The organism is Phenylobacterium sp. (assembly GCF_036501465.1).
In the GTDB taxonomy this organism is placed as follows: Bacteria; Pseudomonadota; Alphaproteobacteria; order Caulobacterales; family Caulobacteraceae; genus Phenylobacterium.
In genome coordinates this window covers 1-11,963 of record NZ_DASYAF010000071.1, presented here as the reverse complement: position 1 = coordinate 11,963, position 11,963 = coordinate 1, and the positions used below count along the sequence as shown (strand labels likewise).

Annotated in this window: 13 protein-coding genes and 1 pseudogene; 8 read left to right on the top strand and 6 right to left on the bottom strand. The window is 70.2% G+C overall.

Annotation, left to right across the window (positions count from 1 at the left end):
* Positions 1-41: 41 nt before the first annotated feature.
* From fliF to flhA, 6 genes are all read left to right on the top strand, one after another.
* A complete protein-coding gene (fliF, locus tag VGL85_RS07320; RefSeq protein ID WP_331587563.1) occupies positions 42-1,706 on the top strand; it encodes a flagellar basal-body MS-ring/collar protein FliF in 1,665 nt (554 codons plus the stop codon).
* Positions 1,706-2,728 carry a flagellar motor switch protein FliG gene (gene fliG / locus VGL85_RS07315; RefSeq protein ID WP_331587561.1) on the top strand — a complete coding sequence of 341 codons (1,023 nt, stop codon included), beginning with the start codon at positions 1,706-1,708 and terminating at the stop codon, positions 2,726-2,728. Before fliF ends, fliG begins: the two co-directional genes overlap by 1 nt.
* Positions 2,728-3,408 (top strand): flagellar assembly protein FliH, encoded by a 681-nt coding sequence (locus VGL85_RS07310; RefSeq protein WP_331587559.1) that lies wholly within the window; start codon positions 2,728-2,730, stop codon positions 3,406-3,408. Before fliG ends, VGL85_RS07310 begins: the two co-directional genes overlap by 1 nt.
* A gap of 1 nt (position 3,409) precedes the next feature.
* Positions 3,410-3,766, top strand: coding sequence for a flagellar motor switch protein FliN (fliN, locus tag VGL85_RS07305; protein ID WP_331587557.1), 357 nt, complete (start codon positions 3,410-3,412; stop codon positions 3,764-3,766).
* Between the two features lie 25 nt (positions 3,767-3,791).
* The gene (locus VGL85_RS07300; RefSeq protein WP_331587555.1) at positions 3,792-5,162 is read left to right on the top strand and encodes a sigma-54 dependent transcriptional regulator; all 1,371 of its coding nucleotides are present in this window, start codon (positions 3,792-3,794) and stop codon (positions 5,160-5,162) included.
* Between the two features lie 69 nt (positions 5,163-5,231).
* The gene (flhA, locus tag VGL85_RS07295) at positions 5,232-7,265 is read left to right on the top strand and encodes a flagellar biosynthesis protein FlhA (protein WP_414695201.1); all 2,034 of its coding nucleotides are present in this window, start codon (positions 5,232-5,234) and stop codon (positions 7,263-7,265) included.
* A 4-nt stretch (positions 7,266-7,269) separates the two neighbouring features.
* Here the strand turns inward: flhA and VGL85_RS07290 are convergent, their stop codons facing one another.
* The 4 genes from VGL85_RS07290 to VGL85_RS07275 form a co-directional block, all read right to left on the bottom strand.
* Positions 7,270-8,229, bottom strand: a complete 960-nt coding sequence (locus VGL85_RS07290) for an acyl-CoA thioester hydrolase/BAAT C-terminal domain-containing protein (protein WP_331587551.1) — start codon at positions 8,227-8,229, stop codon at positions 7,270-7,272.
* The gene (locus VGL85_RS07285) at positions 8,229-8,780 is read right to left on the bottom strand and encodes a hypothetical protein (protein WP_331587549.1); all 552 of its coding nucleotides are present in this window, start codon (positions 8,778-8,780) and stop codon (positions 8,229-8,231) included. Before VGL85_RS07285 ends, VGL85_RS07290 begins: the two co-directional genes overlap by 1 nt.
* 72 nt (positions 8,781-8,852) lie before the next feature.
* Positions 8,853-9,161, bottom strand: coding sequence for a transcriptional regulator (locus VGL85_RS07280; RefSeq protein WP_331587547.1), 309 nt, complete (start codon positions 9,159-9,161; stop codon positions 8,853-8,855).
* Between the two features lie 3 nt (positions 9,162-9,164).
* Positions 9,165-9,713: a hypothetical protein gene (locus tag VGL85_RS07275; protein WP_331587545.1), complete on the bottom strand. Its 549-nt coding sequence runs from the start codon at positions 9,711-9,713 to the stop codon at positions 9,165-9,167.
* A 150-nt stretch (positions 9,714-9,863) separates the two neighbouring features.
* On the opposite strand from VGL85_RS07275, the gene VGL85_RS07270 reads away from it, so the two are divergent.
* Positions 9,864-10,226 carry a DUF4282 domain-containing protein gene (locus VGL85_RS07270; protein ID WP_331587543.1) on the top strand — a complete coding sequence of 121 codons (363 nt, stop codon included), beginning with the start codon at positions 9,864-9,866 and terminating at the stop codon, positions 10,224-10,226.
* 74 nt (positions 10,227-10,300) lie between these two features.
* Positions 10,301-10,834 (top strand): MarR family transcriptional regulator, encoded by a 534-nt coding sequence (locus VGL85_RS07265; RefSeq protein ID WP_331587541.1) that lies wholly within the window; start codon positions 10,301-10,303, stop codon positions 10,832-10,834.
* Here VGL85_RS07265 and VGL85_RS07260 read toward each other — a convergent pair.
* Both VGL85_RS07260 and fliI read right to left on the bottom strand, forming a co-directional pair.
* Positions 10,831-11,256, bottom strand: coding sequence for a flagellar export protein FliJ (locus tag VGL85_RS07260; RefSeq protein ID WP_331587538.1), 426 nt, complete (start codon positions 11,254-11,256; stop codon positions 10,831-10,833). The two genes, VGL85_RS07265 and VGL85_RS07260, sit on opposite strands and share 4 nt — an antisense overlap.
* Positions 11,257-11,323: 67 nt before the next feature.
* Positions 11,324-11,963, bottom strand: a pseudogene (fliI, locus tag VGL85_RS07255) (flagellum-specific ATP synthase FliI); the annotation flags it as partial.

Here is an 11,963-nt window from a genome sequence, read left to right as displayed (position 1 = left end):
CTCGGGCCGCTGTTCGTGCGGGTTGGAAGGACGGGAAGGCGTTGAACCAGATCCTGGCTGCGCTTCAGAGGTTCGGGATCGGCCGGTTGGCCGCGATCCTCGGCATCGGCGCGGGCGTGGCGGCGGCCCTGTTCGCCGTGACCATGGGCCTGGGCCAGCCGAAGGCCCTGCTCTATTCCAACCTCGACCTCAAGGAAGCCGGCTCGATCACCGCGGCCCTCGACCAGGGCGGCATCAAGTACGAGGTGAAGGGCGACGGCTCGACCATCATGGTGCCGCGCGACCAGGTCGCCTCGACGCGCCTGATGCTGTCGTCCAAGGGCCTGCCGACCGCGGGCTCCGTCGGCTACGAGATTTTCGACAACACCAGCGCCATGGGCCAGACGGACTTCGTCCAGCAGCTCAACCGCCAGCGCGCCCTGGAGGGCGAACTCGGGCGCACCATCCGCAGCCTCGACGGCATCACCTCGGCCCGGGTGCACCTGGTGCTGCCCAAGCGCCAGCTGTTCGAGGAGGACGCCGAGCAGCCGTCGGCCTCGGTGAGCATCGGAGTCGGCGGCCGCGAGCCCGGCCCCGATAACGTGCGCGCCATCCAGAACCTGGTGGCCGGCGCCGTGCCGAACCTGAAGCCCGACCGCGTCACCGTCATCGACCAGCACGCCAAGACCCTCTCGGGCGGCGAAACCGGCATGGCCGCCGAAGCCGACGGCCGCAAGAGCGAGGTCGAGCAGCGCATCGCCAAGCAGGTGAAGACCCTGGTGGAAGGCGTCGTGGGCGCCGGCAAGGCCCGCGTCAACGTCACCGCCGACGTCGACCTTGCGCAGGTCACCACCCAGAAGGAAGACTTCAACCCGGACGGCCAGGTCGTCCGCTCGGAGTCCACCACCGACGAGAATTCCAAGGACACCCAGGCCGGCGCGCCGACCCAGGCCTCCGCCGCGGCCAAGGTTCCCGGCCCCTCCACCGTCGACGGCTCGGGCGACACCTCGAACGCCACCGGCAAGCAGGAGTCGACCACCAACTACGAGATCAGCAAGACCGTCACCACCGAGGTGCGCCAGCCGGGCGCCGTGAAGAAGATCTCGGTCGCCGTGGCCGTCGACGGCGTCTATGGCGCGGCCGACAAGAAGACCGGCAAGCCCGGCGCCTACGCGCCCCGCTCGGCCGCCGAGATGGCCCAGATCCAGAACCTGGTGCAGACCGCCGTGGGCTACGACAAGGACCGCGGCGACCAGGTCCAGGTGATCAACGTCAAGTTCGCGACCCCCGACGACCAGGAAGGCGTCTCGACCGCCAGCCCGCTGATGGGCTTCGACAAGAACGACATCATGCGCGCCGCCGAACTGGGCGTGCTGGCGGTGGTGGCGATCCTGATGATGCTGTTCATCGTCCGCCCGCTGCTGAAGGGCGCGATGAGCGGCGGCGCCGGCGGCCTGCCGATGCTGGCGGGCGGCGGCGGCGGCGCGACCCGCATCGTGACCTCGGCCGACGGCCAGCAGATGCAGGTCACGGTCGATCCGGCCACCGGCCAGCAGATGGCCCTGCCCGCGCCCGGCGGCGGCGACGGCCTGGAGCAGAAGATCGACATCGCCCGCATCGAGGGCCAGGTGAAGGCCAGCTCCGTCAAGCGCGTGGCCGAGTTCGTCGACAAGCATCCGGATGAATCGGTCTCGATCATCCGCGGCTGGCTGCACGAGTCCGCCTGATGGCCAAACCCAAGGGCATTGCCGACGCCTCGCGCCTGAGCGGGCCTGAAAAGGCCGCCGTGGTGCTGCTGGCGCTGGGCGAGGATCACGCCAGCGTCTGGCGCGGCCTCGACGAGGAAGAGATCAAGATCATCTCCCAGGCCATGGCGGGCCTCGGCCAGGTCACCTCGACCGTGGTCGAGGACCTGCTGGTCGAGTTCGTCTCCGGCATGGGCGCCGGCGCGATCACCGGTTCGGTGGAGCTGACCCAGAAGCTGCTCGCCTCGATCATGCCCGAGGACAAGGTCGACAACCTCATGGAGGAGATCCGCGGTCCGGCGGGCCGCACCATGTGGGACAAGCTGGGCAATGTGAACGAGGCGGTGCTCGCCAACTACCTGAAGAACGAATACCCGCAGACCGTCGCGGTGGTGCTGTCGAAGATCAAGTCGGAGCACGCCGCGCGCGTGCTGACCTGCCTGCCCGAGGACTTCGCGCTGGAATGCGTCACCCGCATGCTGCGCATGGAGCCGGTGCAGCGCGAGATCCTCGACAAGATCGAGCAGACCCTGCGCACCGAATTCATGTCGAACCTGGCGCGCACCTCCAAGCGTGACAGCCACGAGATGATGGCCGACATCTTCAACGCCTTCGACCGCCAGACCGAGACCCGCTTCATCACCGCCCTGGAAGAGCGCAACCGCGAGGCGGCCGAGCGCATCCGCGCCCTGATGTTCGTCTTCGAGGACCTCAACAAGCTCGACCCGGGCGGCGTGCAGACCCTGCTGCGAACGGTGGAGAAGGATCAGCTGGCGCTGGCGCTGAAGGGCGCCTCGGACGTGCTGCGCGACATGTTCTTCTCCAACATGAGTGAGCGCGCCGCCAAGATCATGCGCGAGGACATGGAGAGCATGGGCCCCGTGCGCCTGCGCGAGGTCGAACAGGCGCAGATGGCCATGGTGCAGGCCGCCAAGGACCTGGCCAACAAGGGCGAGATCGTCCTGGTCGGCGCCGGCGGCGACGACGACGAGCTGGTGTACTGATGGCCGCCCAACCGCTCCCCACCGGCCCGGTCGAGAAGTTCAACTTCGACACCGTCTTCGAGGCCACCGGCCGGGTGATCGCCACGCCCAGGCCCAAGCGCACCTATACCGCCGACGAGGTCGAGCAGATCAAGAACGCCGCCGAGGCGGCCGGCGAGGCGCGTGCGCTGGAAAGCGTCGCCAACCTGCAGGCCCAGGCCCTGGCGGTGATCGCCAACGTCGCCCAGCAGGCCCTGCCCGGCCTGGCGGCCGTGGCGCACGAGCATCGCGTGGGTTCGGCCGAGCTGGCGCTGACCTGTGCGCGCGGCATCGCCGCCGCGGCCCTGGACGCCTTTCCTGAGGCGCCGGTGAAGGCCGCCGTCGAGGCCCTGGCCCGCGAGATCGAGGCCGCGCCGCGGCTGATCGTCAGCGCCGACGCCGAACTGGCGAGCGGCCTGCAGGCGGTGCTGGAAGAGACCGCCCAGGCCATCGGCTACGCCGGCGCCATCCAGGTGCGCCCGAACGGCGCCATGGGCGGCCACGCCTTCACCCTCGATTTCGGCGACGGCTCGGCGAGTTTCGATCCCGCCGCCGCCGCCGAGCGCGTCGCCGAGGCCCTGCGCGCGGCGCTCGCCGCCGAGGGCCTGCACGCCGAACCCCTGATCCCGGGCGCGCCACCGCCCGACAGCCCCGAGTCCTGAAATGTCCGAAACCCCCGACGCACCGCCCGGCGCCGAACTGAAGCTGGACGAATTCGCCGCCAGCGAAGGCCAGCTGCCCGAGGTCCTGGGCGACGAGGAGAAGAGCGCCACCGACCTGGCGCCGGTCTTCGACGTGCCGGTGAACATCTCGGCGGTTCTGGGCCGCGCCAGCCTGTCGGTCGCCCAGCTCCTGCAGCTGGCCCAGGGCAGCGTGCTGGAGCTGGACCGCAAGGTCGGCGAGGCCATCGACATCTATGTGAACAACCGCCTGGTGGCGCGCGGCGAAGTCGTGATCGTCGATGAGCGGCTGGGCGTGACCATGACGGAAATCATCAAGGACGGTGACGCGGCGGCCTGAGGCCAGCGTCTGAGGGAGATTATCCATGCGGCTTCTGGTCGTCGGAAAACTGAACGGACAGCTCTCCACCGCCGTGAAGATGGCGATGAGCGCGGGCGCCAAGGTGAGCCACGTCGAAACGACGGATGCGGCCACCCATGCGCTGCGCGCCGGCCAGGGCGCCGACCTGATGATGGTCGACTACGAGCTCGACATCGCAGGCCTGATCGCCGCCAACGAGGCCGAGCGGATCCGGGTGCCGGTGGTGGCCTGCGGGGTCGCCGCCGACGCCGCCGGCGCGGCCGGGGCGATCAAGGCCGGCGCCAAGGAATTCATCCCCCTGCCGCCGGACGCCCAGCTGATCGCCGCGGTGCTGTCCGCCGTCGCCGACGACAACCGCCCGATGGTGGTGCGCGACCCGTCCATGCAGGCGGTGATCGCCATGGCCGACCAGATCGCGCCGTCCGACGCCTCGATCCTGATCACCGGCGAGAGCGGCGTGGGCAAGGAAGTCATCGCCCGTCACGTCCACCAGAAGTCGCGCCGCGCCGCGCGGCCGTTCATCTCCGTCAACTGCGCCGCCATCCCCGAGAACCTGCTGGAGAGCGAGCTGTTCGGCCACGAGAAAGGCGCCTTCACCGGCGCGGTGGCCCGGCGCATCGGCAAGTTCGAGGAAGCCAACGGCGGCACCCTGCTGCTGGACGAAATCAGCGAGATGGACGCGCGCCTGCAGGCCAAGCTGCTGCGCGCCATCCAGGAGCGTGAGATCGACCGCGTGGGCGGTCAGAAGCCGGTGCGGGTCGACATCCGCATCCTGGCCACCTCCAACCGCGACCTGGCCCAGGCCGTGCGCGAAGGGACCTTCCGCGAAGACCTGCTCTATCGCCTGAACGTCGTGAACCTGCGCATCCCGGCGCTGCGCGACCGGCCGGGCGACGTGCTGGCCATGGCCGAATTCTTCATCAGGAAATACGCCGCCGCCAACGGCATGCCGGAGCGGCCGCTGTCGGCCGAGGCCAAGCGCCGCCTGGCCGGCCATCGCTGGCCCGGCAACGTGCGCGAGCTGGAGAACGCCATGCACCGCGCGGTGCTGCTGGCGATCGGCCCGGAAATCGAGGAAGACGCCATCCGCCTGCCGGACGGTCAGCCGCTGGCCGCCGCCGACCCGGCCGCGCGCACCGCCCAGGCCGCCAGCCTGGCCGCCGAAACCGCCGCGCGCGCCTTCGTCGGCCAGACCGTGGCCGCCGTGGAGCAGCAGCTGATCATCGACACCCTGGAGCACTGCCTGGGCAACCGTACCCACGCGGCCAACATCCTGGGCATCTCGATCCGCACCCTGCGCAACAAGCTCAAGGAATACACCGACTCCGGCGTGGCCGTGCCGCCGCCGCAGATGGGGGCGGCCTCCGCCGCCTGATGAGCAAGACCGGTGGCTGACGCATCCCTACCTTCCCCGACCGGGTCGGCGCCGAGCGCGCGCGACATCATGGGCTGGGTGATGCGCGGCGAAGTCGCGCTGGCGCTGGGCGTGGTCGGCATCGTCGTCCTGCTGATCCTGCCGATCCCGGCCTTCCTGCTGGACCTGCTGCTGTCGATCTCGATCACCAGCGCCGTGCTGATCCTGATGACCTCGCTGCTCATCAAGAAGCCGCTGGAATTCACCGGCTTTCCGATGGTGCTCCTGGTCACCACCCTGTTCCGCCTGTCGCTGGGCATCGCGTCCACGCGCCTGATCCTCGGCCACGGCCACGAGGGCGTGCACGGCGCCGGCCACGTCATCGAAGCCTTCGGCAAGCTGATGATGGGCGGCAACTTCGTCATCGGCATCATCGTCTTCGCGATCCTGGTGATCGTGAACTTCGTGGTGATCACCAAGGGCTCGGGGCGCATCGCCGAGGTGGCCGCCCGCTTCACCCTGGACTCCATGCCCGGCAAGCAGATGGCCATCGACGCCGACCTGTCGGCGGGGCTGATCGACGAGACCGAGGCCAAGCGGCGGCGCAAGGAGCTGGAGCAGGAGAGCACCTTCTTCGGCGCCATGGACGGCGCCTCCAAGTTCGTCCGCGGCGACGCGATGGCGGGCCTGATCATCGTCGCCATCAACATCATCGGCGGCATCCTGATCGGGGTGCTGCAGCATCACGTGCCGATCGGCGTGGCGGCCTCGACCTACACCGTCATGACCATCGGCGACGGCCTGGTGACCCAGATCCCGGCGCTGATCATCTCGATCGCCGCGGGCTTCCTGGTCTCCAAGTCCGGCGTCGAAGGCTCGGCCGACAAGGCCCTGGTCACCCAGCTCGCCATGAACCCGGTGAGCCTGGGCATGGTGGCCGCCGCCGCCGGCGTGCTGGCGGTGGTGCCGGGCATGCCGATGATCCCGTTCTTCGGCATCTCGGTCGGCGCGGGCGCGCTGGCCTGGCGCCGCTCGCAGAAGGCCAAGGAGCCGCCGCCGGTCGAGATCAAGCCGATGGAGGACGCGCCCGAGGAGCCGATCGCCCAGACCCTGGCCATCGACGAGATCAAGATCGAGCTGGGCTATGGCCTGCTGGGCCTGATCAACGACCTGGAGGGCCGCCGGCTCACCGACCAGATCAAGGCGCTGCGCAAGACTCTGGCTGCCGATTACGGCTTCGTGATGCCGTCGGTGCGCATCCTCGACAACATGCGCCTGCCCAGCCAGGGCTATTGCATCCGCATCAAGGAGATGGAGGCCGGCGCCGGCGAGGTCCGCCTGGGCCACATGATGGCCATGGACCCGCGCGGCGGCCAGGTGGAGCTGCCCGGCGAGCACGTCAAGGAGCCCGCCTTCGGCCTGCCCGCCACCTGGGTGGACGAGGCGCTGCGCGAGGAAGCCACCTTCCGCGGATACACCATCGTCGACCCGGCCACGGTGCTGACCACCCACCTGACCGAGATCCTCAAGGAGAACATGCCGGACCTGCTGTCCTACGCCGAGGTCCAGAAGCTTCTGAAGGACATGCCGGCCGAGCAGAAGAAGCTGGTCGACGACCTCGTGCCGTCGGTGGTCACCGCCACCACCGTCCAGCGGGTGCTACAGGCCTTGCTGCGCGAGCGGGTCTCGATCCGCGACCTGCCGGCGATCCTGGAAGGCATCGGCGAGGCCGTGCCGCACACCACCTCGGTGACCAATCTGGTGGAGCAGGTGCGCGCCCGGCTGGCGCGGCAGCTGTCCTTCGCCTATCGCGGCGACGACGGCGCCCTGCCGATCGTGACGCTGACGCCGGAGTGGGAGAACACCTTCGCCGACGCCCTGGTGGGAACCGGCGACGACAAGCAGCTGGCGCTCGCGCCCTCGCGCCTGCAGGACTTCGTGCGCGGCGTGCGCGACGTCTTCGAACGCGCCGCGCTCGCCGGGGATTCGCCGGTGCTGCTGACCAGCCCCGGCATCCGCCCCTACGTCCGTTCGATCATCGAGCGCTTCCGCGGCCAGACCCCGGTGATGAGCCAGAACGAGGTCCATCCGCGCGCCAAGCTGAAGACCGTCGGCGCGATCTGACGGCTCAGCGCTTCGCGCAGCTCTTTCCCGCGAACGCCCGGTCGAGGAAGGCCAGCGCCTTGGGCCAGCCGTCGGCGCGCGCGGCGTTGTTGCCCTCCGGCGTGCCGCCCAGTCCGGCCAGCGCCTTCAGGTTCGGGCTGTCCGCCGCCAGGGGCGGGCCGAAAGCCGCATGGCCGGCGTTGTCGTAGGCCAGGTGGATGTGCGCCCAGGCGAAGTGGTGGGCGTCGAGCCGCGCCATCACCTGATCGGCCATCGGCGTGGAGGGCCAGAGCTGGTCGGCCTTGCCGGAGATCATCAGCACCGGCCCCCTGATCTTCTCCACCGGAATCGCCGCCGCCGGCGAGGCCTTGGCCAGGCTGCGCTCATAGAGGTCTCGCACGCCGCGGAACGGGCCGTCGTCGTAGGGGACGAAGACCAGCGGCTTGCCCTGCCAGCTCCAGGAAGCGGTCGCCACGGGCGCGGCGGGATTGCGCATGTCGATCCCTGCCCAGACGACGCTGGAAGGCACGCCCGCCACCACCGCGCAGATGCGCGGGTCGCGCGAGGCGAGCAGCAGCGCCGCCTCCCCGCCCTTCGAGCCGCCCAGCACCGCGATCGGCCGGGGACCGACGCCCGGTTGGGCGCGCAGCCAGTCGACGCCGGCCTCGAAGGTCTCCAGCGGGATGTCCTTCAGCGCCGCCGGCAGGCCCGGCGCGTCGAAATAGGCGATGGCCAGGGTCCCGAAGCCGTGTTCGGCCAGCCGCCGCGCCAGCGGCTGGGCGCCGCGCAGCCCGCCTTCGGAGCCGCCCAGCACCAGGACCACCTCGCCCTTGCCGGCCGGCGGCGGATAGTAGGCGCCGACCATGCCGGGCCCGAGCGTGGTGACCGGCTCCGGCGCGGCGCGGTCCTGCGCATGGGCTGGGGCGTAAGCTGAGGCAGCCGCAGCGGCGAACGCCAGGGCCGCGAGGATCGGGCGGGCGCGCATCAGGCCGCCGCCTTCGCCAGCCGCCCGGCCTGCGCCCTGCGCCGCCGCAGGACCAGCCGCACCTGGCTCACCGCCGTGGCGAGCGCGAAGCCCAGGATCAGCACCACGAAGCTCATCATGACGATCGCATGGGTCTGGCCCACCACCGGCGTGAACTTCGGCGCGATGTAGTGGCGCAGGGCGCTCACCCGCAGGAAGACCTCGTTCACCCCGCCGCCGATCAGCACGTAGTAGCTGAGCAGCATGCAGGTCAGGTGGCCGTACTTCCATGCCTGGCCCGCGCCGTGCCAGCGGCCGAGCGTGAAGCCGCCCAGCGAGGTCACCAGCGCCATGATCGCGAACCAGTGGGCGAAGGTGAAGGCGTGGTGCGTGTAGATGGTCAGGCTGGTGAGGCTCGCGAAGACGATCGCGCCCACGTACCAGTCGCCCAGGCGGCGGTGCCGCGGCGTGCCCTTGCGGGCGACGATCAGCCAGGCCCCGAGCCCCAGGGCGACGACGCAAGCGGCGGTATGGAACACGCCGACCACCGACATGGTGAGATTGACGCTCACGGCGATCTCCTCGGAAGTTCGCCTTATACTCTGCTTCACAGAGTATTCTGTCAACTGGAGTGATTGAGGCGATCAGCCGTCCTCGCGGACCACGCCCTCGATGATGTCGCGCAGGTACTGCAGGTGCTGCTCATAGGCGCGCCGGCCGGGCCGGGTGATGCTGGCCTGGGTGCGCGGGCGCTTGCCCACGAAGTCCTTGTCGATGGCGATGTAGCCGGCCTTCTCCAGGGTCGCGAGGTGCGCGCCCAGATTGCCGTCGGTGGCCTGGGCGATGGCCTTCAGCCGCTTGAACTCCAGCCCCTCGCCGTCCGGCAGGGCGTTCAGCACCGACATCAGGCGCAGCCGCGTCGACTGGTGGATGATCTCGTCCGCCTCGGCCACGCCTCAGGCCTTCCGGAACCAGAGGCCGCCCAGGATCAGCCCGCCGCCGCCGACCACCGCGCTCCACAGGAAGAACCAGTCGCGCAGGAACAGCCAGCCGACCACGGTGGCGGCCATGACCACCGCGCCCACGGCCGAAAGCCGCAGGCCCCCCGCCGAGCCCAGGGCGATATAGACCGCGCCCACCGCCAGGCTGGCCAGCGCATTGGCCTGGGCGAGGCCGAGCGGCGGCGCCACCACCTGGACGCAGAGACCGAAGCCGCCGATGGCGGCGGCGACCAGCAGCGCCTTCACCGGGCCGCCGGCGACGCCGGAGCCGAAGCGGCGGCCCATGACCATGCTGGCGACCACCCCCAGGATCACCAGCCCCGTCCACGCCAGTTCGCCGGCCCGTTCGCTGATCTGGGCGGCGATGTTGGCAAGCGTCCAGACCGCGCCCCAGACGAGCAGATAGCCGCTGCCGCTCTGGTAGCCGCGAGCCCGGGCGCTGCGCCCCGCCGCCGCCTCCGCGTCCTTCAGGGCGCTGGCGGCCTCCTCGGCGGGAATCGTCATGGCGCGGCCTCCACTCTGTGTCACAGAGTATTCTGCCCACCCGCCGCGTCAAGCCGCCGCGATCCCCGCGCCGTTGCAGGCGCCGGCCCGGGCTGATAGCGGTGCGGACGCGGAGCGGGACCGAAGCTCCGGACAAGTCTTGGGAAACGGATGCGGCGACCTCTCCAACGACCAAAGGGCGCGGGTTCGACGGTCCTCTGGGACCTGCTCACCTTCCAGCACCTGATGACCAACCAGGTCATCCACCTGATCTATTGGGCCGGTCTGGCGCTGATCGCGCTCGGCGCCTTCGGCACGATCGGGGCTGCGGTCGGCGTGGCGATCCGCGACCCGTTCCCCTGGGGCCTGGTGCTGGCGATCCCGGTGGTGATCGGCGGCTTCGTGGTGATGGCCGCCCTGATCCTGCTGTGGCGCTCGTTCTGCGAGTTCTATGTGGCGGTCTTCCGGATCAGCGAGGACCTGTCGGTGCTGCGCGAAAGCGTCGAAGCCGAACGCAAGCGGACCCTCCCTTAGCCACCCTCATCGCCACCGACGTTATAGGAACAAGGTTCTTGGCGCCCGGTGGGAAATCACCGGATACAGGCCCTATGCCCAAGGCGCAGTCCGCCTCCATCGATCCCGCCGACGAGTTCCCGTTCGCCGTGGACGACTACCTGCTCCACCTGGTGGTCGCGATCTACCAGTTCCGCGATTCCCGGCTGGACCATGCGTTGCGGCCGCTGGGCCTCAACGTCAGCCGCTACCGGGTGCTGGGCGTGCTCGAGCGGTTCGGGGCCAGCACCATGACCGAGCTGGCCAGCTTCACGGCCATGCAGCGCACGACCCTGACCCGGATCGCCGACCAGCTGGTTGCGGCCGGCTTCGTGACCCGCGCCGGCGAGGCGCGCGACCGCCGCCAGGTGATCCTCACGCTCACCGACGAGGGCCGCGAGGCCCACGCGCGCGCCCTGGACCAGGTGCGCAGCCTGAACCAGAGCCTGCTGGGCGCCGTCCCCGACCCCGAGCGGCGCTCGGCGGTGCGGGTGCTGATGCAGGTGGTCGACAAGCTGGCCCCCAGCCGGCTGGCGCGCGACGGGATCCTGCACTTCAGCCGCGAGGGGCTGGAGGGCCGTTCAGCCTAGCTGGCTCGGCTGGCGCTGCGCCGGGCCGCACGCATGCCGACCTCGTCGAGTTCGGCGTTCTCGCGGCGGCGCACTTCCTTGGCCTGGGCCGCCTGCATGCTCTCGGCGACCTGCTCGTACTTCTTCTGCTCTTCGAAGGCGGCGGCCAGCGCATCGCGCGCGCCGCGCTCCTCGGCCTCCAGGGCGTCGATCTCGGCCTGCACCGCGGCCTTGCGGACCTTCAGGCCCTCGGCGTAGCCGACCAGGTACCAGCCGGCCTCGGCGTTCTGGGCGGCGTGCTTGGTCTCGGCCTCGCCCTCGGCGATCATCACGGCCAGGCGGGTCTCGGCGTCGGCCTTGCGCCTGGCGACCTCGGCCAGGCGGGCCTGGCGGTTTTCGACTTCATAGCTCGCGAGCTTGATCAAGGAGTCCGCCCAGCTCATCCGCCTACGCTCCTAGCGGAGCTTCGGCGGATTGGGTGAAGGCTGCGAAGCCTTTGGCGAAGCCGGCTCATGCCGCGGGCACGCTATCGAGGATGAAGCCCAGCTGGTCGAACGAGGCGGGCAGGCTGGTCACCTCGTCCTTGTCCTGGGCCAGGAAAGCCTCCAGCGCCGGGTTCAGCGCGATGGCGCGGTCGACCTGCGGGTCGGCGCCGGCGCGGTAGGCGCCGATGCGGATCAGCTCCTCCATGTTGGCGTAGGCGCTGAGCGCCTGGCGGGCGGACTTCACAATCTCGCGCTCCCGCGGCTGGTGGCAGGCCGGCATGGTCCGGCTGATCGACTTCAGGACATTGATCGCCGGGAAGCGGCCGCGCTCGGCGATGGCGCGCTCCATCACGATGTGGCCGTCCAAGATGCCGCGCACCGCGTCGGCGATCGGCTCGTTGTGGTCGTCGCCGTCCACCAGCACCGTGAAGATGCCGGTGATCGGGCCCGCGCGCGTGCCGTCCGGGCGGATCGGGCCGGGGCCAGCGCGCTCCAAAAGCTTCGGCAGTTCGGTGAAGACGGTGGGCGTATAGCCCTTGGTGGTCGGCGGCTCGCCGGCGGCCAGGCCGATCTCGCGCTGGGCCATGGCGAAGCGGGTGACCGAGTCCATCAGGCACAGGACTTCCATGTCCTGGTCGCGCAGGTATTCGGCGATGGCCATGGTC

Excerpts from the sequence above, each read along its gene's own strand:
- fliG (WP_331587561.1), top strand. The coding sequence starts at position 1,706 with ATGGCCAAACCCAAGGGCATTGCCGACGCCTCGCGCCTGAGCGGGCCT.
- VGL85_RS07310 (WP_331587559.1), top strand. The coding sequence starts at position 2,728 with ATGGCCGCCCAACCGCTCCCCACCGGCCCGGTCGAGAAGTTCAACTTC.
- fliN (WP_331587557.1), top strand. The coding sequence starts at position 3,410 with ATGTCCGAAACCCCCGACGCACCGCCCGGCGCCGAACTGAAGCTGGAC.
- VGL85_RS07300 (WP_331587555.1), top strand. The coding sequence starts at position 3,792 with ATGCGGCTTCTGGTCGTCGGAAAACTGAACGGACAGCTCTCCACCGCC.
- flhA (WP_414695201.1), top strand. The coding sequence starts at position 5,232 with ATGGGCTGGGTGATGCGCGGCGAAGTCGCGCTGGCGCTGGGCGTGGTC.
- VGL85_RS07290 (WP_331587551.1), bottom strand. The coding sequence starts at position 8,229 with ATGCGCGCCCGCCCGATCCTCGCGGCCCTGGCGTTCGCCGCTGCGGCT.
- VGL85_RS07275 (WP_331587545.1), bottom strand. The coding sequence starts at position 9,713 with ATGACGATTCCCGCCGAGGAGGCCGCCAGCGCCCTGAAGGACGCGGAG.
- VGL85_RS07270 (WP_331587543.1), top strand. The coding sequence starts at position 9,864 with ATGCGGCGACCTCTCCAACGACCAAAGGGCGCGGGTTCGACGGTCCTC.
- VGL85_RS07265 (WP_331587541.1), top strand. The coding sequence starts at position 10,301 with ATGCCCAAGGCGCAGTCCGCCTCCATCGATCCCGCCGACGAGTTCCCG.
- VGL85_RS07260 (WP_331587538.1), bottom strand. The coding sequence starts at position 11,256 with ATGAGCTGGGCGGACTCCTTGATCAAGCTCGCGAGCTATGAAGTCGAA.